This window comes from Chryseobacterium viscerum (assembly GCF_002899945.2).
Classification (GTDB): Bacteria; Bacteroidota; Bacteroidia; order Flavobacteriales; family Weeksellaceae; genus Chryseobacterium; species Chryseobacterium viscerum.
This window is the reverse complement of record NZ_PPEG02000007.1, coordinates 250108-272420: the sequence shown is the minus strand read 5'-3', so window position 1 is coordinate 272420 and position 22313 is coordinate 250108. Positions and strand designations below refer to the sequence as shown.

Sequence of the window (22313 nt, the reverse complement as noted above, 5' to 3'; positions counted from 1 at the left end):
AATATTTCACTTATTAGCTTTAAAATATCTTTTATCATTTATCAACAATCAATTATAAAATTGTCATGTCAAAAAGAGATTATTACGAGGTTCTTGAGATCAGCAAATCTGCATCGGCCGACGAAATAAAAAAAGCATACCGTAAAATGGCTATCAAATTTCACCCGGATAAAAATCCCGGTGATAAAGAGGCTGAAGAAAAATTTAAAGAAGCTGCTGAAGCTTACGAAGTTCTAAGCGACGATCAGAAACGTGCCAGATTCGACCAGTTCGGTCATGCCGGAGTAGGTGGAAACGGCGGTTACGGAGGCGGTGGCTTCGGAGGCGGAATGAACATGGAAGATATTTTCAGCCAGTTTGGAGATATTTTCGGTGGTGGTTTCGGAGGATTCGGCGGTGGCGGCGGTGGCCGTCAGCAGGTGAAAGGTTCTAATTTAAGAATCAGAATCAAGCTGAACCTTGAGGAAATGGTAAACGGAACTCAAAAAACCATTAAAGTAAAAAAAATGATGATGGCAGAAGGTGCCACATCAAAAATATGCCCTACCTGTAATGGTTCCGGTGTTCAGCTTAAAGTAATGAACACGATGTTTGGCCAAATGCAGACACAAACTACTTGTGGTACCTGCCAGGGAATCGGAAAGGTTGCTGATAAAATTCCTGCAGGAGCCAATGCACAGGGGCTTATAAAAGAGGAAGAGGAAATCACCATCAACATTCCTGCTGGAGCTAGAGATGGTATTCAGCTTAATGTAAGAGGAAAAGGAAATGATGCTCCTTTTGGCGGAATTCCGGGTGACTTATTGGTGATTATTGAAGAAGAAGTAGATCAAACGATCAAAAGAGAGGGTGATAATCTACATCAGGAACTGTATGTTTCATTTGCTGAAGCTGCTTTAGGAACTAAAAAAGAAATTCCTACTGTGGGCGGAAAAGTAAAAATCACCGTTGATCCGGGAACTCAATCCGGAAAGATCCTAAGATTAGCTGGAAAAGGACTTCCAAGTATCGACAGCTATGGAAAAGGAGATATGTTCATCCACATCAATGTATGGACGCCACAGAAGCTTACCAAAGAGCAGAAAGATTTCTTTGAAAAGCAGATGTCCAGCGGAGAAATGGTTGCAGAACCATCCGGAAAGGAAAAAACTTTTTTTGATAAAGTGAAAGATTTATTCAATTAATATATAAAAGAGACTTGTTTAAGTCTCTTTTTTTTGCTCTTTTATTTTTTTTATTTTTGCTCCTCAATTGGATTTATTCAAAATATTATCAGAAACAAATGGATACAAGAACAATATTTTTAAATGCCTGCAATGAAATTGCCACTCAACTCAATGGTTTCAAAACACTTGAAAAAGGACAAAGGCTTAAAAAAATTTCCCTTGATAAAGACATCTATTTTGAGATTTATTTTCAGTCCAGTTTTAGGAATGATTCTTCATCCGTTCAGTTCCTTCCTCATATTGCTATCTATTCTAAAATTTTAAAGAAATGGCAGACAGAGCAAACTAAAAATGAATATTCTCAGGGATTAATTTTTGGAAATCAGATAGGTTATTTAACTCCGTATAATAATTGGAAAGAATGGAATTTAGCAGGATTATCTTATGAAAAATCAATTATTGAAATCACAGAAAATATAGAAAAATACATCCTCCCAATTTTCAAAATTTTTAATTCTAAGGAAATTGCTGTCGAATTTCTAAAAAACAATGGAACAAAGTTTAATCAATGGTCAGAGAATTCTATTTCTCCTTTAGACTTCCTTTTATGTTTTTCTGAAAAAGATACTGCTGAAGTTTTTCTAAATAATTTTGTAAACAATTGCCCTTATAAAGGGAATATTCTTAAACTTTACGAGAAACTAAAAACAGAAAATGAAATCGATCTCAATTCTTCTGAATTTCACGGAGCTAATACAATTAAATTAGCCTATGTAAATGGGTTGAAAATAAAATAAGCTTACAATAAATTAACCCAAGTCAATAAAAATATTCTTATCAACCATTTTTTCAATCATCTGTATGATAAAAAATAATATTCTGAAAATGATAAGAAAAACAGCAACTCCTATTCTGAAAAGTATGTTCACCAATACATAACCTAATAAAGAATAAGAATCTCCTGGCAGTGCACATTACAAAAAATCCTGCATTCTTTCGAACACAGGATTTTTTTGGTTATTTAATTCTAATTCTGTTTTATTTTTTCGTAGCTAAAGAATAGATTCCCTTTCCTACAGTAAATACGGCAACCGCTACCAATCCGCCAACAACACCAAGCGTAAGCTCTTTCAAAACATCTGGCCAGGTTGGAAATATGCCATGGAAAAATTCAATCCTATGTAGAAAAATTCCACCAGCAACCATTATTAAAGCAATTGTCCCTACGACTCCTAATATTTTAATAACAATAGGTAAAGCCTTCACTAATAGATGTCCAAGCCTCCCGAAAAAACCTTTATCGTTACTTTTCTTTATTAATTTAAACCCTGCATCATCCATTCTCACGATCAAAGCTACAATTCCATAAACTCCAACCGTAGCGATAAATGCAACTAAGCTCGTTACTAAAATCTGCGTAATGAAAGGATGGCTTTCTTCCAATACGGTTCCTAAAGCAATAATAACGATCTCGATTGATAAAATAAAATCAGTTGTAATTGCCGATTTTACTTTCTCTTTTTCAATTTGTTCAGAACTTTTTTTGTCTTCTTCAATTTCTTCTATAACTTCATGACCCTTTTTGTCACGGTGAAAAAGGAATTCTATTACTTTTTCAACGCCTTCAAAAGCCAGATAGAATCCTCCAAGAATCAATACATAATTAATAGCCGGAGCATACAACCAATTAAGTAAAAAAACGATAGGCAGAATGATCAGTTTGTTGATAAAAGAACCTTTTGTAATTGCCCATAAAACCGGAATTTCCCTTGAAGAAAGAAAGCCAGTGGCTTTTTCTGCATTTACAGCCAGGTCGTCTCCTAAAATACCTGCTGTCTTTTGGGTAGCAATCTTACTCGTAACCGCTACATCATCCATCAATGCGGCAATATCATCCAAAATTGCAAAAAAGCCTGATGCCATATTTTAATAATTTTTTAATCTTTGTTAAGTTCAGCAAAAATAAATATTTAATTCCGTTTTCTGATTCATAAGAGTACAATAATTTTAAGAATTATGAGAATAATAAAGGAATACTTCACTTTCAATATTTTATATCTTTGTTTAAAATCTAATCGATGGACGAAAACTGGGAAATTCAATTACAAAGTATCTGGCTGAAGCTTGGAATAATAAGCAATGAAGAGTTTATTCAGCAAATTAAAAATCATGTCGAATTACGCCCAAATTCGCAAGCGATTGCTGATTTTGAAAGAGCCTGTGCTTTTGATTCCACCGGGCATGAAAAAGAAGCGGAACCTTTGTACAGATCCGCATTAGATAAGGGACTCACCGGGTTGCGAAGAAGAAGAGCAAGAATCCAACTGGCAAGTACCTTAAGGAATAATGGAAAAATAGAAGAGAGCATTCGTATTTTAAGAGAAGAGAAAGCCAATTATTCGGATGAATTGAATGATGCAGTAGATTCTTTTTTAGCATTATCCCTTTCTTCAGCGGGAGAGGATAAAGAAGCGCTATCTATAGCTTTGAAAGCAATATCAAAACATTTGCCCAGATACAATAATTCTTTGAGCCGCTATGCTGAAAATCTATTATCAATATAAACAAAAATCTGCTTAATTTACCCGTTTTTTAAAACCTGATACTATGCGTCAATTTCATATTTTAACTTTAGGATGTTTATTTTGTCTGTTCAGTACAATCTGTTTTACTTTAAAAGCTCAGACTCCAACGAGTCTCAACAACTTTAATCAGGAAAAGAAAAAAGAAGAAATAGACCGTATTATAAAAGCATTTGAGGGTATTAATAAATTTAACGGAACAGCTTTAATCCATTATCAGAATAAGAATATTTTTGAAAGATCATATGGCTGGCAAAATGCAGAGAAAAATATACACAATCAGGATAAAAGTATTTATCAGATTGCTTCTTTAACCAAGTCTTTCACTGCCCTGGTCATTGTAAAACTAAGTGAAGAAGGAAAACTTTCTTTTAAAGATCCTATTTCAAAGTTTATTGCAGATTATCCAAGAGGAAATGAAATCACTATAGAACATCTCCTTACCCATACTTCGGGAATTTATGAAGTATTACGAAATAAGGAGTATTTCAGTCTGCTTCACACCGGAAAAGCCATAGCCAAAAATAAAGAACTTTCTTTTTTTAAGAATGAACCGCTGGATTTTGAGCCCGGCACTCAATTTTCGTATACCAATTCGGGGTATATTGTACTGGGACTCATCATTGAAAAAATAACGGGGCTTTCTTATGAAAATGCTGTAAGAAAAATCATCTTAAATCCTCTCAAGATGACTCATACCGGCTTTAACTACATGGCTCTGAAAAGTCCTTACAAAACGGTTCCTTATTCTTATATTTCAAAAACAAGACAGGAAAAAACAGAAGTCTGGAATTCTACATTAACCGGTCCTGCAGGACAGATCTACAGTACCGCTGAAGACCTGTACAATTATTATTTAGGATTGAGGGATTATAAAATTGTTTCCAAAGAAGCGTTTAAAAAAGCGACCACACCTTATTTGAGCGGCTACGGCTATGGTTGGTTCATTGATGATCTTTATGGAAAAAAACTCATTAACCATGGCGGAAATATAGAGGGTTCCACAAGTTATTTTGCCATGCTTCCTGAGGATGATCTTTGTATTATCCTTTTGAACAATATCACAAGTAAAAAATTGGAGAAAGCTGGAAATACTATTTTAGCAGCACTTTTAGGACAGCCTTACACTCTTCCACAACCGAAAAAAGAAACAACGCTAAGTGCTGATGTTCTCAAAAAATATGCGGGTGATTATAAGCTTTCTGATGATAGCATTATTCATATTCTGTACGAAAACGGTCAGCTTTTTATTCAGAACAATAAAGATCCTAAGGTAAGAATGCTGGCTGAAAAAGAGGATGTATTTTTCCTTCAGGATGATGACACCGAGATTTCTTTTATTTTTAAGAAAGGAGAAAAGGACGTTATTACCATTAAAAAAGGACTTTCATCAAAGACAGCAGAAAGACTTTAATCCTTCATAATCAATAGATTTTTTTGTAAATTTAATTAATGAAAAAGTTCATTCTCCGGTATCATTTTTTCGTCATGGGATGCATTGGTTTTCTCCTGCAATCCTGCAATACGAAATTCAGAGTTTGGGTAGGTCCCGGAGGACAGCAGAAAATTTACAATTTAAAATATGGTGAACACAAAAGACAGAAAATGGATGTCTTTCTTCCCAAGGATTACCCACAAGATGCTCCTGTAGTTGTTATTGTACATGGCGGAGCTTGGACTCTCGGTAAAAAAGAGCATATGATCCAGGTTCAGAAAATGCTTTTTAATAACAGGATTCCGAGCATCAGCATGAATTACCGATTGGTTTCCACCAAGAAAAAAATCACTTACAAACAACAGCTTGAGGATATTGGTCTGGTCATTGAGAAATTCAATTCTTTATCGGAAAAGGCAGAACTTCAGTCTAACAATTATATTCTTTTGGGAGAAAGTGCCGGTGCACATCTTGCTCTACTCTACGGATATCAGCATCCTGAACAGATCAAAAAAATCATTTCTCTAAGTGGACCTACCGATTTTTTCAGTTCTGAATATCTAAAATCTTTTTATTCAAAATATACTTCTTCTACGTTTCAAAAGGTTGTAGGGACTAAATTTGAAAGAAAAAATATCTCTGAAGCCTTTAAAGAAGCCAGTCCTATTGCCAATATCACGAATGTTCCTACCCTGCTATTTCAGGGAAACAATGATTTTCTCGTTAATCAGCATCAGGGAATAGCCATGGACTCTGCGCTTACCCACCTGAATGTTCCTCACAAATTTGTCTTTATGAAAGGCGCAGGACATGCTCCAAGGTTCTTCAGTAAAAGAAAAAGAGACAGCATTATTTATCCTAACATTCTAGAATGGATTAAAAAATAGAGTTTTCATAAGATTTTTTTTTATTATTAAACGCAAAGGATAGATCATCAAACGTTTTAGCTTAAGAGAGCTAAGGGATAGTGACTGTGTCACTGATGAAGCTATTTGGTTATTATATAGCTTTCCGAAATTATTTTAATCTCCCGCTGATTTCACAGATTAAGCAGATGTTTGTGGAAAAGCCTGTGTAATCTGTAAGAAGTATGGATATTACACTTACGCTTAGTAAGAATCAATTTCATTGATTCACATCTTTGCCTCCTGAAATATAAAATATTGAGATTTAATCTTTGCATTAAAGAAAAAGCCCATTCAATAAGCAATAAAAAAAGCCATCTCACTACTGAGACGGCTCTATATTTTTGATTGAATTTTTATTTATTTAAAATCCTGGTCTTCATATTTTTTAGAAAGATCTTCTTTTTTTCCAAAAACAAACTTGAAGATAACCGGAAGTGTAGTCACCAATACGATTACAATAATGATGTATTCCAGTTTTTGTTTTAAGTTGATTCCAAACTGCTCCATAAACAATTTGTCAAGATAATGTCCTGCAAAAATCAAGATAAATGACCATAATACCGCACCGATAACATTATCTCTTAAAAACTCTTTTTTATCCATCCTCACAATTCCTGCAACAATGGGTGTAAAAGTTCTCACAACAGGTAGGAATCTTGCCATAATAATGGCTAATGCCCCATGTTTTTCAAAGAAATCGTGAGCCTGATAAAGGTATTTTTTCTTGAAAAGCATTGAATCTGGTCTTTTATATAAAGCAGGTCCTGCTTTTCTTCCGAAATAATATCCTACTTCATTTCCTATAATAGCAGCAAGAGCTACTCCTGAAGCCAAAATAGTGGTATCTAAGAAATCGCTTCCTGTAGAACCAAAAGTCTCTTTAATAATTTCAACGGCATAAATCCCGGAAACGAATAAAAGTGAGTCTCCAGGTAGGAAAAACCCTACAAAAAGGCCTGTTTCAGCAAAAACAATGAATAAAATAAGCCAAAACCCTCCCATTTTAATATAAAACTCAGGGTTTAATAAATCCTTCCAGCTATTGAAATCTTCCATAAATATCGATGAACAACAAAAGTAAGCCTAAAATGTCTGAAACAAAAATTAATTATAAGATTTTAACTAAAATTCAAACATGATTGTTATAAGTTGAAATCATCATCGGAAACTGCCGTCCCATCAGCCATTAAGAATGCTTTTAAGAATGGAGTAAGATTCCCATTCATTACGGCATCTACATCTGATGTTTCATGCCCCGAACGTACATCTTTTACCAATTTGTAAGGATGCATGACGTAGTTTCTGATCTGGCTTCCCCACTCGATCTTCATTTTGTTGGCTTCTATCTCATTTCTTGCTTTCAAACGCTCTTCCAATTCCATTTCGTATAGTCTTGAACGAAGGAGCTGCATGGCTTTTTCTTTATTCTGAAGCTGAGAACGGGATTCGGAGTTTTCAATGATAATTCCGGTAGGTGCGTGACGAAGACGTACCGCGGTTTCTACCTTGTTTACGTTCTGTCCTCCTGCTCCGGAAGATCTCATGGTTTCAAAGCTGATGTCTGCAGGATTGATATTGATCTCGATGGTATCATCTACCAAAGGATAAACGTAAACGGATACAAAACTTGTATGGCGTTTTGCATTACTGTCAAAAGGGGAAATTCGTACCAGTCTATGTACTCCGTTCTCTCCTCTTAAATATCCAAAAGCAAATTCTCCTTCAATTTCCAGCGTTACGGTCTTCACTCCTGCTACTTCCCCTTCCTGGAAGTTCAGTTCACGGATTTTATAGCCCTGTTTTTCTGCCCACATGGTATACATTCTCATCAGCATAGCTGCCCAGTCACAACTTTCTGTTCCTCCTGCTCCGGCAGTGATCTGCAGCACTGCAGAAAGCTCATCCCCTTCATTGGAAAGCATATTTTTGAATTCCAGATCCTCAATTTTTTCAACCAATTGTGGAAACGTTTCATCCAATTCTTTTTCAGAATCAGGATCTTCTTTGGCGAACTCAAGTAAAACCTGCAGATCTTCAAACTGAGTCTGAATTTCGTCATAGCCTTCCACCCATTTTTTCTTGGAACGAAGTTGCTTTAGAAATGCTTCAGCCGTTTTCGGATTGTCCCAAAACTCAGGGGCTGCAGTTTTTTCATCATCATTGGCAATTTCAATCTTCTTTTTTTCAATCTGAAGATATCTGTGTAAGTCTTCAATTCTGGATTGAACTTCTTTTATATGGTCGTTGTTAATCACGAATTTTTCTTTTTGCAAAAATAAGGAATTCTTTTAGAGTGGAGCATTTTGAATTCTGAGTTTTCGGGGGTTCGGGTTACGAGTTGCCGGATTTGAGTTGTGGGTTCTAACTGGTCGGAAGATAATTAACTAAAAAAGTAGTCTCTTCTCAGCATAAAAACAGTAAAAATGCATATAACATGTATTGCAAGAATAACGGGAAAGGCTTTTTTTGTTTCAAATTTATCCATTAAAAAACCATAAACAGGTAATTGTATTATTCCTATAAGTACAGGTATTTCTTCATTAAAAAAAGTTCCCAGTAAACTAAACGGAAAGATAGCCAATAAAGGAAAATAAGTCCCGTGACCTCCACCTCCTGCAAGGATTGCAAGAAAACCAAGAGGAATTGTCAATATAGAAAACCATACTGTATATTTATAACTGCTCATTCTGTTTTATTCCGGTTTATTCGTAAAATCTTAGATGAAGATCTCAATTTAGTTTATCATTTCTGCTACCATTTCACCAATCTTTGGAGCTAATGCAACTCCCATTCCTGAAAGTCTTACGGCACAAAACTGTCTTTCCGAAACCTGTTTTACAATGGGTGTTTTTTCTGAACCCATCGCCATTATTCCTGACCAGCGAAGTGCTATTGTAAAGTCTTTATGGGGAAGTATGACCTCTTTTAAAAAGTTCTCCAAATGATTTTGCAGGTATTCTGTAGTGTCAAAGGCGGTCGTTTCTTCTGTTTCAAAATCCTGATTTCTTCCGCCTCCCAACAATATTCTGTTTCCTACATTTCTGAAATAATAATATCCTTCATCATAGTGAAAGGTTCCTTTAAGCTTCAGACCTTCTATTGGTTCTGTGAGAAGAACCTGTCCACGGGCAGGAATGATGTTTTCTTTTTCCAGAAACTTTGATGTGAATGCATTGGTGCAATAGATCATTTGATCTGCTTTTACAGAAAGATCAGCAGAAAAATGAACTTCAATCTCATTCGCTGATTCTTCAATACTTCCGACCTCTGTTCCGAATAAAAATTCCACTTTCAGCTCATAACATTTTTCAAGAAGTTTCTGCAAAAGCCTTCCTGAATGCAGGCTTCCTTCAAAGGGGTTTTCAATCAGAAATGATGATTTCCCAAGCCCGAATTCCTCTATCTTATTCTGTTTAAGAGCATACGTTTTATCCAGTCCGGTAATAGGTTTTAGTTTTTTATTGACAGCATCAATATGGAATAAAGGTTTCTCATTATTTAAAATTTCAAAACCTCCGTTAAGTTCAAAATCAATTTCATCATTCTTAAAATAATGTCTGATTTTCTGAAGTCCATCAAACCTCATTCTAACAAGCTCCAGTGTTTTTTCCCAACCCATCTTCTCAGAATCGGCAATTATTTCTGTAAGGCTTCCAAAACAGGCAAACCCGGCATTTCTCGTTGATGCACCCAATGGAATGGCATTCCGTTCAATAATTAAAACAGATTTTTCAGGATATTTCTCTTTGATGGATATAGCAGTCCATAGCCCCGAAAATCCAGCACCAATAATGATAATATCTCTTTTTCTGTAGAAGGTGTCCAGTTCCCAGATGCTGTTCATGAGTAATGAGTGATAAGTAATTTTTTGAAAAACACTAAACTTTGAACGATTTACCCTTTATCCTCCTCACCATTATGCTGAAATCCTATTTCTCTTCGAGGTTCTTCAACAACCCTATAGGTTTCCAGTTCAATTTTCAATGCCTGAATTCTAAACTTAAAATCATCAAAATTATTGATGATGGCATCGGCAAGGAATCGGGCTACCTGATCAAGATATTCTTCGGTAAGCTTAGACCTGGCATCTCTTAAAGCTCCGTTCAAAAGATTCTGATCGATCTTCAGCTTTTCATTTCGGGTTTTTTGGTAAAGATTTTTAATTCTTTTCTTTAAACTCTGCGTAAAATCTATCAACATGGTATTGCTGAATGCCTTCATTTTTGATGACGACTCATGCCAGAAAGGAATTTTATCAGCTTTATTATTTTTAAGGATTTTATACAGTAAAGAATCTTGCTCAAGACCTCTGGTCATCGCATATAAAATAATTTCCGACCGTTCTGAAGCATTGGGAGGAAAGACAGGAATCATCACATCAAATCTTCCCGGAGCAAGAATTTCTTCATCAATTTCCGAAACAGAATTGGCAGAACCTACCATTAAAACGCCTTCTTTTTCAAATTTGCTTATATAATGAAGAATAAGTTCCTGCGCTTCAAGGTTGCAAGATGCAATATCTGTTTCTGCTTTTCGCTGCATCATAATTTCATCGAAATCATCCATAAAAAGCAACATTTTATTTTCTTTCATCATATTCATCAGGAAATCACTGAAATTAATTTCATTTCCGTCAACCAACGAAATTCCCAGATAGTGCTTTTTCACTTCCTTAAACTGATATCCAATGATCTCAGCAATCTTATTGGCCCAGAATATTTTACCGCTTCCTGGAGGGCCATACAGAATAATTCCTGCAGGTCTGTGGATTCCCCAATCTTTGATCTGCTGTGGATTCAGAAAGGGCTCCAAAACCGCTGATGTATAAAAAAACAGATCTCTGTATCCTATAAAATCTCTTTGCTGAAGGCTGGTTTTACTCCCGAAATAATCATACACAAACTTATAGTTTCCGCCTAATTTGTTATCAATTCCATAACTTGATATGGATGATTTGAAGAATCCATTATCAAAAATATTCAGATTATTATCTTTGATTACCTTTTCAACCTTATCCTTAGGCTGATTGATCACCTCAGCAATCTGTTCCAGCGTTTTATTTTTATCCAGGTCTTTTTCGTATAATTTTAAAAAGGCTATATTTTCGCGGGCAAATTTTTCAAAATCTTCTTTTACTTCAAAATTGGTACTGATACAGTCTACCAACTCAATATCAAAATCCTGTATAAATTGTTTTATGGCTTCTGCAGAAACTTTCAATTCCTCTGCCAGTTCAATTAGCTTCATAACTGTTGATTAATTCTATCAAATTTAATGTATTTACAAATAAATCAACATTGATTTATGATAATTCTGTAACATTATCTAATTCATATAGACTACTACTATGTAAAACAAATTACATGGAAAAGATTTTATCAGTAAAGAATTTGACAAAAAAATTCAAAAGAGTTGTGGTCAACAATATTTCTTTTGATGTCGAAAAAGGAAATGTTTATGGACTTTTGGGTCCCAACGGAAGTGGAAAATCCACAACTTTCGGGATGCTGCTTTCTACCATCAATCCTACCAGTGGAGATTGGTTCTGGTTTGGTAAAAAAGGTACTGACCCCGCCACTTTAAAAAGAATCGGAGCCATTATCGAACAGCCTAATTTCTACCCTTATTTAAGTGCAGAAACCAATCTTAAAATTGTTGCGGAAATTAAAAACACTCCCTATTCAAGAATTGACGAAGTCTTGAAGACTGTAAATCTGTACGAAAGAAGAAAAGATACTTTCAAAACTTTTTCATTGGGAATGAAGCAGCGACTTGCTATTGCTTCAGCCATTTTGAACAATCCTGAGGTATTGATACTGGATGAACCGACCAACGGGCTGGATCCTGAAGGAATTATTCAGATCCGAGAAATCATCAGCGAAATTGCAAAACAAGGGATCACCATTATTATTGCAAGCCACCTTCTGGATGAAATTGAAAAAATATGCAGTCATGTAATTGTATTAAAAGAAGGAAATTCTATCTACTGCGGAAGAGTAGATGAAATGACTTCCAACAATGGTTTTTTCGAATTAAAAGCAGACAACAATACTTTACTTTTGAATGCCTTGAATGAGCTTCAATGGTTCTCTTCCATCAATCAGGAAGGTGATCTTATCAAAGCTCAGATCCGTGATGATGCTTCAATTTCTGCTTCAGCGATGAATCAGAAGCTTGCTGAAAAAGGAATTTTCCTTTCACATCTAACCAAGAAAAAATTATCTCTTGAATCTCAATTCCTTGAACTTGTAAAAAAGACCAATTAGTCATGATAAAATTATTAAAACTGGAATACTACAAAAACCTGAATTATAGACCATTCAAGGTTTTCACCATATTATATTTTGCCATTCTTATCGCATTGCTTTTCATCGGATTGGTTGATTTTGATCTTTTCGGAGCAACCATTAATTTGAAGGAACAAGGGATTTATAACTTTCCGGAAATCTGGAATTTCACTACATGGATTGTTGCTTTATTGAAAATTTTCCTTGGATTGATCATTGTTTTCTCGATTTCACAGGAATTCAGCAACCGAATGTTCAAGCAGAATACAATTGATGGATTGAGCAGAGAAGAATTTATCATGTCAAAACTTTTAACGATCAGTATTTTCACCCTTGTTTCTACTGTACTTGTATTCGGAATCACCATATTGCTTGGATATCAATATTCCAATACAACAGAATCTACAAAAGTTTTTGCTGAGATTTTCTTTATCGGAAATTATCTTGTAAAGCTCTTCACTTTCTTCTGTTTCCTAATGTTCCTTTCCATTTTATTAAGAAAATCTGTTTTTGTATTTCTTGCTCTTTTTGTGTTCTGGATTGGTGAAGGAATCTTAACGGCTGTTGAAGTTTTCTCCAAAGTAAAAGGAATGCAGGGACCACAAAGAAATGAGATCCTTCAGAATGATTTTTTCATCACTCATCTTTTACCATTGGAAAGTATGTCCAGCCTTATCCCTAATCCGATGATGAGATTAAATATGGCCAAAATGATGGGCGTAAAATATGAGTTCCATTACCCTACAGAAAGCCTTATCGCCTGTTTGGTCTGGTCTGCCGTTTTCATATTCGGATCGTATTGGATTTTGAAAAAAAGAGATTGGTAGGTTTAAAGATTTAAAAATTGAAAGATTAAATAATTAAAGTGGTTCGTATTGAATCACTTTTTTTTGGCTTAAAATTTTCATTCGGTTTTGCTAAAAACCTATCCATGAAAAAAATATACTACGTTCCGGGATTGATCAGTGCTGTACTGATCCCTGTTTTATTCTGGTATTATGGAAACCAGAGAACTCATCCTCCATATACCATAATGGACCTTGGACTTCCAGCGAAAATTAGACCTAATATACCTTTAGACAATACTTTTGAATTCTATAGAAACTGGAATTACAAGAAAATTATAGTTAAGCCTAACACTGCTCTTCAAAATCAGAATTTCTATGTTTCTGAACTTAAAAAACTGCAGGCAAGAAATGAGAAAGAATCCGGAATTGAATTTATCATTGATGATAACAATAGCTATCAGGATTTCATTGCTCTAATGGATGCTATGACAATTTCCAAACAGGATGCATTTTGTGTTGATATGGAAAAAACAGGACATTTTTTTGCTGTTCATTTTTATAAAGATCCCGATAAAGAAATTCGTTCTGTTTATGGATGTGTAGTTGGTGGTAACGACTACAGAGAAAAAGAAAACCTGAATTTAATCAAGCCGGAAAGTTTTATCAATCATGTTCCCCAACAAACTTTTTATATTATTTTCGGTTTTTTGCTCTTTGTAAATATCTCTATGTTCAGCATTAAAGAAAACCTTCAAATCCAAAGAAAAAGATGAGCATGAAAAAAATATACTACTTCCCGGGGCTTATCAGTGCTGTCATTATCCCGGTTTTATTCTGGTATTATGGAAATAAAAAGTTTGAAGATATTAACGTTTCTGTGATGGATATAGGACTTCCTACCAAAGAAATAGAAGGGATTAAAAGTACTTTTGAAAGTTTTGAAACTTATAGAGACTGGGATTACAAAAAAATAAAAATAGACCCCAGTACAGCCAAAGAAAATTCAAAATTATATGTTTCTGAACTGAAAAAACTTCAGAAAAGAAATGAGAAAGAGTCTGGTATTGAATTTATTTTAGATCAAAATAATACCTATGGTGATTTTGTCTCAGTTTTGAATGATTTGGCAATAGCCCAACAAGAACAATATGCAGTTGATCTTGAGAAAACAGGGCATATATTTGCTGTTTATAGCTATATTGACCCCAATCCTAAACCTCTCGAATATGAATGTTTGCTTTGTAATGACACTGTATATCGGGGACCAGAAGAAATTGTAGATACTTTTCAATCTACACAGTATGGAAAAATCTTTAATCTGTTTACAACCGCTTCTAAAAAAGCATCATACATTATTTTTGGATTTCTTATATTTCTGAATATCTCTATGCTCAGCATTAAAGAACGATTTCAAATACATCATTAATTCAAAATAAAAAGGCTGCCATCTGGCAGCCTTCCTTTCAAATTACTTTTTATCTAACAACGGAAGATATTTTCCGTATCCTTTTGTTTCCATTTCAGCTTTTGGGACAAACTTCAAAGAAGCACTGTTGATACAGTAACGAAGTCCTCCTTTATCTTCCGGTCCGTCTGTGAAAACGTGTCCTAAGTGGGCATCACCGGTTTTGCTTCTCACTTCTACCCTATCCATTCCATGGGTACGATCCAGTTTTTCATCAATCAAGCTTTTCGTAATTGGTTTTGAGAAACTCGGCCATCCACAACCGGATTCAAATTTATCTGTAGAAACAAATAAAGGTTCTCCTGTGGTAATATCTACATAAATTCCTTCGCGGGTTTCGTTCCAGTATTCATTTTGGAAAGGTCTTTCCGTACCATTTTCCTGAGTGACATTATATTGTTCCGCAGTCAGTTTTCCTTTTAAAACTTTTTTATCCTGTTTCTGATAGGCTGGCTTTGGAAGCGGGTTCGCTTTTTTGGCCATTTCAAAAAGGCCCGGTTCAATATGACAGTACCCTCCTGGATTTTTATCCAGATAATCCTGATGATAATCTTCTGCTTTGTAGAAATTCTTCAACGGAATAGTTTCTACCAATAAGGGCTTATTATAATTTTTTGCTAATTTTTGAACCTCATCTTTTACAACGGCTTCAGCTGTTTTGTCTGTATAATAAATTCCTGTTCTATATTGGTTCCCTCTGTCATTTCCCTGCTGGTCTTTACTGGTAGGATCAATGGTCTTAAAATACAGATCAATCAGAAGTTTCAGATCTACCTGCTCAGGATCATACTTCACTTTCACGGTTTCCGCAAAACCTGTTGTATGACTTACCACTTCTTCATAAGTAGGATTATTGGTATTCCCGTTGGCATAGCCCACTTCTGTTCCTACAACTCCACGAATTTGTTGAAAAAAATGTTCTGTTCCCCAAAAACATCCTCCTGCAAAATAAATCTCTTTGACATTTTTATTATCCATAATTTTCTCATTTTCTTTTTTTACTTCCGCTTCATGGGGCTTTGTTTTTGTAAAAAGCCCGGACCCTGCAGCAAATACTGCTATCCCCAGAACAATTCCGAGTACAATTAATATATTTTTCATATTTATCTTTTTATTCATTACTTATTATTTTGAACGATCATTAATCCAAATCCTAAAAGCATCAGATCTTTTAAAATAAAGAAATCAGTTACAGGAACTCCATCCACTACTTTCCACATTCCCGGTGTTGTAAACAAATAGCTTAATGTTACCAGAAAAGTTACAATCATTCCTATTCCTGCATACTTTTTCAGTACAGCAAATTTCGCACTAAATATCAGGAGTAATGCAATGATAATTTCTATCACTCCGATAAGATTTGACACTGTCTGGACGCTTGTCAATTTATATACGAAAAAAGTTAAGAAATGGTTTTCTACCAAAGGTTTTATTGCCGCTGCTTCTGTAGGGGTAAATTTGAAAATACCAATCCACAGCAAAATAAGGGCAGCTCCGAAAAGTGAAATGTAATATCCGATTAGGGATAATTGATTCTGTTTAGATTTTTGTTCTGTTCCGACCATTTTTTTAAGATTAAATGAATACTTTATTGTTTTCAAAAGTATAGTCGGAAGCTTTTTAAAATCCTGACAAAAATTTTCTTAGAAATTTAATTTATCGATCATTTTATTTTTAAAGTCCTGAATTTCAGAATCATTAATTTCAATTTCCTTTTCAGAAAAGGTCTTTTTAAAAACTTTATCCAGGAGGGCAAGTTTTTCATTGTACATCCTGCACCATTTGCAGATCATCAGGTGCATGCTAAGCATCCGGTTTTCTCTGGCAGAAATGGATTGGGCATTCCTTTTTTCCATCAGTAAAGTAGCTTCACTGCATGGTAAAAATAAGATATGTAGTATTCTTCTTATCATTGTTTCTTATGATTTTGAAAACCAGTTAAACTCCAGACACTCTCTGAGCTGCATCCGGCTTCTTTGCAAAATCTTCCAAAGATTAGTCGTAGAAACATTCAATTCCTGACTTACTTCCGGAGCTTTTTTTTCTTCTATATAATACATTTTAAGCAGGATCTTCCATCTGGAGGGCAATTCTTCGATACATTCCTCCAATGTTTTGTTAAAATCTGCGCTGTCTAAAAGTTCATCTCCTTCGCCTGAAACATTCCAGTCATTCAAAACGTCATTATTTTTCCATGATCCGGTTTCATCAAAAAAATGGTCCAGCCTGATATTGGGTTCGGATTTATATTTTTTTCGATAAAAATCTGCCACTTTTCTGTTAAGAATTGCCATCAGCCACGTCAGGGCCTGACTTTTCCCTTCAAAAGAATCATAGGCCGAGTAAGCGGAAAGAAAAACTTCCTGAACAACATCCTGTGCATCTTCTTTATTTGAAAGTACATACAGCGCCCGTTTCAAAAGCGGTCCGGAATATTGTTCTATCCAGCTTTTCAGTTCTTCATCTTTTGTCATTGAAAGGATTTTTTGTCTTATTTCAGATCACAACGAAGGTAGTAAGTTAAACGGAAAATTGCAAGATTAGAAAGATTATTATTGATTACAGCCACGACAAACGTTATAGGTTTTGAAAACCGATAAGGTTTCATAAAAAGAAATTAAAAAATTCTGATCTGCCTCCCATATCAAAACCGGGCCCCATTCAGACTATCTTTTTAAGATTTTAATTTTAATCTAATTTTTTGAAAACGCAAGGGCGCAAAAAGACATCAACTAAAGAAGGTTTTTAAGTCGCAAAGATTTTATATTCGATAAAATTGCATCCTTCTTTTATATTGATCACCAGTGCAATATTACCTTTATTATGAACATATTAATGACAATAAATAAGATTATAACCGTTGAAAATCTTTGATTTTATTACACCATTAAATAGGCAGGAGATAATTCAAAAAACTTTGCGCCTTTGCGTTAAAAAATGTTACCCGCATATTTATTACCAACCTTAGAAATTAAATCGCTTAAAAATCTTAAATTTGCATCTTATCAAAAATTTGATACTTAAAAAAGCAAAAGCAATACTATGACATCACAAGAGATACGTCAAAAATTTTTAGATTATTTTAAAAGTAAGGAGCACTTAATCGTTCCTTCAGCTCCTATTGTGCTGAAAGACGACCCTACCCTTATGTTTTCCAACTCCGGAATGACGCAGTTCAAGGATTTTTTCCTTGGCTACAAAACTCCTACCGCCCCTAGAATTGCCGATACCCAAAAGTGTCTGAGAGTTTCGGGGAAGCATAATGATTTGGATGATGTGGGTAGAGATACTTACCACCACACCATGTTTGAAATGCTGGGAAACTGGTCTTTCGGGGATTACTTCAAAAAAGAGGCTATTGCTTTTGCCTGGGAATTACTGACTGAAGTATACGGAATTCCAAAAGATAATTTATATGTGACGATTTTTGAAGGTGATGCTTCCGAAAATCTTGACAGAGATCAGGATGCTTATGACTACTGGAAAGCAGTAATTTCCGAAGACAGAATCATCAACGGAAATAAAAAAGATAACTTCTGGGAAATGGGAGCAAGTGGACCTTGCGGACCTTGTTCTGAAATCCATGTTGATTTGAGAACTCCGGAAGAAAAAGCTAAAGTTTCAGGACTTGAATTGGTGAACAACGATCATCCTCAAGTTGTGGAAGTATGGAATCTCGTTTTCATGGAATTCAACAGAAAAGCTGACGGTTCTCTGGAAAAACTTCCTGCACAGCATGTAGATACAGGAATGGGCTTCGAACGTCTTTGTATGGCGCTTCAAGGGAAATCTTCCAACTATGATACAGACGTTTTCACGCCTTTAATTGCTAAAGTTGAAGAACTTTCAGGTAAAAAATATACAGGAATTTTAGAAGACGAAAAAGATATTGCCATCCGTGTTGTGGTAGACCACATCAGAGCGGTTTCTTTTGCTATTGCAGACGGACAACTACCTTCAAACGGAGGAGCTGGGTATGTCATCAGAAGAATTTTGAGAAGAGGAATTTCCTATTCTTACAGATTCTTAGACATGAAAGAGCCTTTCCTTTACAAATTGGTTGCTGTTTTACAGGAACAAATGGGAACTTTCTTCCCTGAGCTGGAAAAACAGGGAACTTTGGTAACTGATGTTATTAAAAGTGAAGAAGAATCTTTCCTAAGAACAATTGAAACCGGATTAATCCGAGTTGATAAATTAATTCAGCAGACAATTTCGGAAGGTAAAAAAGTATTGCCAACGGAAGAAGTTTTCGAATTGTATGATACTTATGGTTTCCCTGATGACTTAACGAGAATTATCGCTGAAGAAAAAGGTTTAACGATCGATGAAAAAGGTTTTGAGGCTGAATTAGCAAAACAAAAACAACGTTCAAAGGCAGATTCAGCTCAGAAAGTGTATGACTGGGTAAATCTTGAAGATAAACCTGAAACATTTGTAGGATATGACCAGACAGAATCTGAAACGTATATTACAAGATACAGAAAGGTAGAAAACAAAGACGGAGAATTTTATCAGGTGGTCCTAAGCAGCTCTCCTTTCTATCCTGAAGGGGGTGGACAGGTTGGAGACAAAGGTATTCTTGAGAATGCTGTTGAAAGCTTTGAAGTACTGGAAACTAAAAAAGAGAATGGACTGATTATCTCGTTGATCAATGATCTCCCTAAAGATGCAGGTGCTCTTTTCTATGCTAAAGTAAATGCTTCTGAAAGAAAAAATTCTCAGGCTAACCACTCTGTGACTCACCTTCTGCATGAAGCGTTAAGAGAGGTTTTAGGAACTCACGTAGAGCAGAAAGGGTCTTATGTAGGTCCTGATTATCTGCGTTTCGACTTCTCTCATTTCAACAAAATGACTGAGGAAGAATTAGCATTAATTGAAGAAAAAGTAAACAAAAAAATCAAAGAAAGTATTGCTTTACAGGAATTCAGAAATATTCCGATCCAGGAAGCTCTGGAGAAAGGAGCAATGGCTTTATTTGGTGAAAAATATGGTGACAGCGTGAGAATGATCCAGTTCGGAAGTTCAAAAGAACTTTGCGGGGGAACTCACGTAAAAAATACCAGCGAAATCGGTCATTTCAAGATCACTTCTGAAGGTTCTGCAGCAGCAGGAATCAGAAGAATTGAAGCTATTTCAGGAGATAAGTCTGAGGAATATTTCAATAATCTTGAAAAGCAAATCATTGAACTTTCTCAGCTGTTAAAGTCTAAAGATGTTGTAAGATCTATCGAAAAGCTGATCGAAGAAAACACTTCACTGAAGGCTGAGGTAGATGCTCTTAAGAAAGAAAAGGCAAAAGGAGAAATTGGTGAATGGAAGAATGCTTATGAGCAGAAAGGCAACAAGCAACTTTTGGTAAAGAAAACTTCTTTGGATGCCGGTTCTGTAAAAGACATCGTATTCCAGTTGAAGAAAGAAATCCCTGCTTCAGTGACGATTATTCTTTCTGATGCAGATGGAAAACCAATGATTACTGTTGGAGTTTCTGATGATCTGGCTGCAGATTACCAGGCTGGTGCTATCGTAAAAGATCTTGCAAAAGAGATCCAAGGTGGTGGTGGTGGAAACCCTGGCTTCGCAACGGCTGGCGGTAAAAATCTTGACGGTCTTGAAAATGCTTACCAGAAAGCTTTGACTCTCTAAAATAGAAACATCTATTATAAATTTTAGCCCGGCTGTCTCAATTCTGAGACAGCCGGGCTTGTTTTTACCATGTATCATAATTATTTTTTAATGCAAAGTTTAAATCTCAATATTTTATATTTCAGGAGGCAAAGATGGGAACCAACTTCATTGATTCTTACTAAGCGTATGTGTAATATCTATACTCCTTAAAGATTACACTGGCTTTTCCACAAGCATCTGCATAATCACTGAAATCAGCGGGAGATTAAAATAATTTTGGAAAGCTATATAATATTCAAATAGTTTCATCAGTGACATTGTGGCTTTATTAGCTCACTTTGATACACGACTTGAATCATCAAACCTTAGTTTAAAGAAAAAAAATGCGAAAATACAAGTAGATCATTCCTTATTTATATAAGTTCTAATTATTGATCTTATCGTAACAAACCACCATCTAATATTAAACTATTTGTTTTGTCTTATTAAAACTTAGTTAACACTATACCTTTAGTTTTGCCATAATCGAAATTCAAAAAATATAATTATGAAAATTAGCAAAACTATTGGAGCCCTGATCCTTGCAGCTATTGTTTTTCAAAGCTGTAATGATGACAATAACGGGGATGGAAATACTCCTGTCAATGACAAAATAAAGATTGAAAATTTTTCTAAAGAGCCCGCTTTCGTTTTTGGAATGCCTGGTTTTGAAAATTTAAATATTACGACACTTATTTCCAGTTCTGATATTCTTTCAGGATCTCCTGATTTCGTTTTCGGAGGTCAGCCTGATGGGATGGGAATTATGAAGGATCCTAACTCTGACGGCTATCTGATGATTACCAATCATGAGATCAAACAGTCTGTATCAAGAGTATACTTAGATAAAACTTTTAAGCCTGTAAAAGGAGAATATATTTTAAATGGAACCGGAGGAATGACAAGATTGTGCTCCGCTACATTGGCAACGCCAGAAATTCATGGTTTCAGTGCCTTCCTTACAGCGGGTGAATCAGGTGAAGAAAGTATGGTGCATGCTTTGAATCCATTAGCATCAGTATCTCAGGCATCAGATAAAACAAGAGTAAAACCAGCTTTAGGAAAAGCTTCCATGGAAAATGCCGTTCCGCTTCCTAAAGACGTTTCCAATGGAAAATCTTATATCATCATTGGAGAAGATCAGTCTTATTCTTCTTCTCACCAGTCAGCAGGACAGTTGATCATGTATGTAGCCGATACACAAGGGGATCTGGATAATGGAAAGTTGTATTCTTTAAAAAGAACCAACAGCAACTATACTGAAACTGATATGACTAAGGGAAGCAGCTACGATGTAGAGTTTGTTGAAATTCCTAATGCTAAAAATCTTACAGGAGCTCAGATTAACCAGAAAAACATTGATAATAACGCGATCCGTTTTTCAAGAGTAGAAGATGTAGATTACAGAAAAGGAGCAGGAAAAGGAAGAGAAATTTACTTTACCGCTACCGGAGAATCTTCAGACGGAATGAATCCAAAAGCAGGATTAACGATGTGGGGAAGAGTTTATAAGCTTGTTCTTAACTCCAGTAATATGCTGACAGGAAAATTGGAAGTTGTTGCTGAAGGAGATTCTAATCCAGGAAACAATCTTATCAATCCTGATAACTTATGTGTTACTGAAAACTTCGTATACATTCAGGAAGACGGTGATTCTTATTACAAAAATGCCAACCACGATTCTTACATCTGGCAGCTTAATATTGCTACAAAACAATATAAACCATGGTTGAACATGAAGCACAACAGAAACGATTCTGCATGGCAGACGGCTTACAACCAATCCGGAGATCTTCAGAAGTTTGGTTCTTGGGAATTCGGGGCAATGGTTGATATTTCCGATATCATCGGGATTCCAAATACCTTTACGGTCAATATTCACTCTCATACTTGGCAGTTAGATAAATTTAAAAACCCTGACGGTTCCGGAGTCAACACCAACAAAGAAGGTGGACAGATTGTAATCATCAGAAACGTAGAAAAATAGTTTTAATTCCTTCATATCAAATTAAAGT

Annotated in this window: 21 protein-coding genes; 11 read left to right on the top strand and 10 right to left on the bottom strand. The window is 35.3% G+C overall.

From position 1 onward, the window contains the following. Positions 1 to 65: 65 nt before the first annotated feature. Positions 66 to 1184 (top strand): molecular chaperone DnaJ, encoded by a 1119-nt coding sequence (dnaJ, locus tag C1634_RS17720; protein ID WP_103232058.1) that lies wholly within the window; start codon positions 66 to 68, stop codon positions 1182 to 1184. A gap of 98 nt (positions 1185 to 1282) precedes the next feature. Then, on the top strand, positions 1283 to 1963 hold the full coding sequence (locus C1634_RS17715) for a DUF4304 domain-containing protein (protein ID WP_109738847.1): 681 nt from the start codon (positions 1283 to 1285) through the stop codon (positions 1961 to 1963). Positions 1964 to 2204: 241 nt separating this feature from the next. Here the strand turns inward: C1634_RS17715 and C1634_RS17710 are convergent, their stop codons facing one another. Beyond that, a complete protein-coding gene (locus C1634_RS17710; protein WP_109738846.1) occupies positions 2205 to 3089 on the bottom strand; it encodes a DUF808 domain-containing protein in 885 nt (294 codons plus the stop codon). 155 nt (positions 3090 to 3244) lie between these two features. Here C1634_RS17710 and C1634_RS17705 point away from each other — a divergent pair, with 155 nt between their 5' ends. Genes C1634_RS17705 through C1634_RS17695 form a run of 3 tightly spaced genes read left to right on the top strand, consistent with a single transcriptional unit; the run spans position 3245 to position 6070 of the window. Continuing rightward, entirely contained in the window at positions 3245 to 3730 is a 486-nt protein-coding gene (locus C1634_RS17705; protein ID WP_103235258.1) for a tetratricopeptide repeat protein, read from the top strand. Between the two features lie 43 nt (positions 3731 to 3773). Continuing rightward, positions 3774 to 5162 carry a serine hydrolase gene (locus tag C1634_RS17700; RefSeq protein WP_103235259.1) on the top strand — a complete coding sequence of 463 codons (1389 nt, stop codon included), beginning with the start codon at positions 3774 to 3776 and terminating at the stop codon, positions 5160 to 5162. A gap of 38 nt (positions 5163 to 5200) precedes the next feature. Then, a complete protein-coding gene (locus C1634_RS17695; RefSeq protein WP_103235260.1) occupies positions 5201 to 6070 on the top strand; it encodes an alpha/beta hydrolase in 870 nt (289 codons plus the stop codon). Between the two features lie 378 nt (positions 6071 to 6448). Here C1634_RS17695 and C1634_RS17690 read toward each other — a convergent pair whose 3' ends face one another. The 5 genes from C1634_RS17690 to C1634_RS17670 form a co-directional block, all read right to left on the bottom strand. Beyond that, positions 6449 to 7147 (bottom strand): DedA family protein, encoded by a 699-nt coding sequence (locus tag C1634_RS17690; protein ID WP_109738845.1) that lies wholly within the window; start codon positions 7145 to 7147, stop codon positions 6449 to 6451. 86 nt (positions 7148 to 7233) lie between these two features. Beyond that, a complete protein-coding gene (prfB, locus tag C1634_RS17685) occupies positions 7234 to 8346 on the bottom strand; it encodes a peptide chain release factor 2 (RefSeq protein ID WP_103231980.1) in 1113 nt (370 codons plus the stop codon). Positions 8347 to 8471: 125 nt separating this feature from the next. Further along, a complete protein-coding gene (locus C1634_RS17680) occupies positions 8472 to 8777 on the bottom strand; it encodes a hypothetical protein (protein ID WP_103231979.1) in 306 nt (101 codons plus the stop codon). Positions 8778 to 8825: 48 nt separating this feature from the next. Continuing rightward, positions 8826 to 9935: an NAD(P)/FAD-dependent oxidoreductase gene (locus C1634_RS17675; protein WP_103231978.1), complete on the bottom strand. Its 1110-nt coding sequence runs from the start codon at positions 9933 to 9935 to the stop codon at positions 8826 to 8828. Between the two features lie 50 nt (positions 9936 to 9985). Continuing rightward, positions 9986 to 11338 carry an AAA family ATPase gene (locus C1634_RS17670; protein ID WP_109738844.1) on the bottom strand — a complete coding sequence of 451 codons (1353 nt, stop codon included), beginning with the start codon at positions 11336 to 11338 and terminating at the stop codon, positions 9986 to 9988. Positions 11339 to 11454: 116 nt separating this feature from the next. On the opposite strand from C1634_RS17670, the gene C1634_RS17665 reads away from it, so the two are divergent. The 4 genes from C1634_RS17665 (at position 11455) to C1634_RS17650 (ending at position 14592) form a co-directional block, all read left to right on the top strand. Continuing rightward, on the top strand, positions 11455 to 12357 hold the full coding sequence (locus C1634_RS17665) for an ABC transporter ATP-binding protein (protein WP_103231976.1): 903 nt from the start codon (positions 11455 to 11457) through the stop codon (positions 12355 to 12357). Positions 12358 to 12359: 2 nt separating this feature from the next. Beyond that, positions 12360 to 13205, top strand: a complete 846-nt coding sequence (locus C1634_RS17660; RefSeq protein WP_103231975.1) for an ABC transporter permease — start codon at positions 12360 to 12362, stop codon at positions 13203 to 13205. A 104-nt stretch (positions 13206 to 13309) separates the two neighbouring features. Next, positions 13310 to 13939, top strand: coding sequence for a hypothetical protein (locus C1634_RS17655; RefSeq protein WP_103231974.1), 630 nt, complete (start codon positions 13310 to 13312; stop codon positions 13937 to 13939). Between the two features lie 2 nt (positions 13940 to 13941). Continuing rightward, positions 13942 to 14592 (top strand): hypothetical protein, encoded by a 651-nt coding sequence (locus tag C1634_RS17650; protein WP_103231992.1) that lies wholly within the window; start codon positions 13942 to 13944, stop codon positions 14590 to 14592. 42 nt (positions 14593 to 14634) lie between these two features. Here C1634_RS17650 and msrB read toward each other — a convergent pair whose 3' ends face one another. The 4 genes from msrB to C1634_RS17630 all read right to left on the bottom strand — a co-directional run bounded on the left by msrB (position 14635) and on the right by C1634_RS17630 (position 17105). Continuing rightward, entirely contained in the window at positions 14635 to 15732 is a 1098-nt protein-coding gene (msrB, locus tag C1634_RS17645; RefSeq protein ID WP_103231991.1) for a peptide-methionine (R)-S-oxide reductase MsrB, read from the bottom strand. A 17-nt stretch (positions 15733 to 15749) separates the two neighbouring features. Continuing rightward, entirely contained in the window at positions 15750 to 16196 is a 447-nt protein-coding gene (locus C1634_RS17640) for a DUF417 family protein (protein WP_109738843.1), read from the bottom strand. A 78-nt stretch (positions 16197 to 16274) separates the two neighbouring features. Beyond that, complete coding sequence (locus C1634_RS17635) at positions 16275 to 16544, bottom strand: hypothetical protein (RefSeq protein WP_103231973.1); 270 nt, start codon at positions 16542 to 16544, stop codon at positions 16275 to 16277. Positions 16545 to 16550: 6 nt separating this feature from the next. Beyond that, entirely contained in the window at positions 16551 to 17105 is a 555-nt protein-coding gene (locus C1634_RS17630) for a sigma-70 family RNA polymerase sigma factor (protein ID WP_109738842.1), read from the bottom strand. Positions 17106 to 17673: 568 nt separating this feature from the next. Between C1634_RS17630 and alaS the strand changes: the two genes are divergently transcribed. Then, the gene (alaS, locus tag C1634_RS17625; protein ID WP_109738841.1) at positions 17674 to 20277 is read left to right on the top strand and encodes an alanine--tRNA ligase; all 2604 of its coding nucleotides are present in this window, start codon (positions 17674 to 17676) and stop codon (positions 20275 to 20277) included. 529 nt (positions 20278 to 20806) lie between these two features. Beyond that, positions 20807 to 22285, top strand: coding sequence for a PhoX family protein (locus C1634_RS17620; protein ID WP_109738840.1), 1479 nt, complete (start codon positions 20807 to 20809; stop codon positions 22283 to 22285). The last annotated feature ends 28 nt before the right edge of the window (positions 22286 to 22313 follow it).

What these genes read in the sequence shown, in the direction of transcription:
- dnaJ (WP_103232058.1), top strand. Translation starts at nt 66, where the DNA reads ATGTCAAAAAGAGATTATTACGAGGTTCTTGAGATCAGCAAATCTGCA.
- C1634_RS17715 (WP_109738847.1), top strand. Translation starts at nt 1,283, where the DNA reads ATGGATACAAGAACAATATTTTTAAATGCCTGCAATGAAATTGCCACT.
- C1634_RS17710 (WP_109738846.1), bottom strand. Translation starts at nt 3,089, where the DNA reads ATGGCATCAGGCTTTTTTGCAATTTTGGATGATATTGCCGCATTGATG.
- C1634_RS17705 (WP_103235258.1), top strand. Translation starts at nt 3,245, where the DNA reads ATGGACGAAAACTGGGAAATTCAATTACAAAGTATCTGGCTGAAGCTT.
- C1634_RS17700 (WP_103235259.1), top strand. Translation starts at nt 3,774, where the DNA reads ATGCGTCAATTTCATATTTTAACTTTAGGATGTTTATTTTGTCTGTTC.
- C1634_RS17695 (WP_103235260.1), top strand. Translation starts at nt 5,201, where the DNA reads ATGAAAAAGTTCATTCTCCGGTATCATTTTTTCGTCATGGGATGCATT.
- C1634_RS17690 (WP_109738845.1), bottom strand. Translation starts at nt 7,147, where the DNA reads ATGGAAGATTTCAATAGCTGGAAGGATTTATTAAACCCTGAGTTTTAT.
- C1634_RS17680 (WP_103231979.1), bottom strand. Translation starts at nt 8,777, where the DNA reads ATGAGCAGTTATAAATATACAGTATGGTTTTCTATATTGACAATTCCT.
- C1634_RS17675 (WP_103231978.1), bottom strand. Translation starts at nt 9,935, where the DNA reads ATGAACAGCATCTGGGAACTGGACACCTTCTACAGAAAAAGAGATATT.
- C1634_RS17670 (WP_109738844.1), bottom strand. Translation starts at nt 11,338, where the DNA reads ATGAAGCTAATTGAACTGGCAGAGGAATTGAAAGTTTCTGCAGAAGCC.
- C1634_RS17665 (WP_103231976.1), top strand. Translation starts at nt 11,455, where the DNA reads ATGGAAAAGATTTTATCAGTAAAGAATTTGACAAAAAAATTCAAAAGA.
- C1634_RS17660 (WP_103231975.1), top strand. Translation starts at nt 12,360, where the DNA reads ATGATAAAATTATTAAAACTGGAATACTACAAAAACCTGAATTATAGA.
- C1634_RS17655 (WP_103231974.1), top strand. Translation starts at nt 13,310, where the DNA reads ATGAAAAAAATATACTACGTTCCGGGATTGATCAGTGCTGTACTGATC.
- C1634_RS17650 (WP_103231992.1), top strand. Translation starts at nt 13,942, where the DNA reads ATGAAAAAAATATACTACTTCCCGGGGCTTATCAGTGCTGTCATTATC.
- msrB (WP_103231991.1), bottom strand. Translation starts at nt 15,732, where the DNA reads ATGAAAAATATATTAATTGTACTCGGAATTGTTCTGGGGATAGCAGTA.
- C1634_RS17640 (WP_109738843.1), bottom strand. Translation starts at nt 16,196, where the DNA reads ATGGTCGGAACAGAACAAAAATCTAAACAGAATCAATTATCCCTAATC.
- C1634_RS17635 (WP_103231973.1), bottom strand. Translation starts at nt 16,544, where the DNA reads ATGATAAGAAGAATACTACATATCTTATTTTTACCATGCAGTGAAGCT.
- C1634_RS17630 (WP_109738842.1), bottom strand. Translation starts at nt 17,105, where the DNA reads ATGACAAAAGATGAAGAACTGAAAAGCTGGATAGAACAATATTCCGGA.
- alaS (WP_109738841.1), top strand. Translation starts at nt 17,674, where the DNA reads ATGACATCACAAGAGATACGTCAAAAATTTTTAGATTATTTTAAAAGT.
- C1634_RS17620 (WP_109738840.1), top strand. Translation starts at nt 20,807, where the DNA reads ATGAAAATTAGCAAAACTATTGGAGCCCTGATCCTTGCAGCTATTGTT.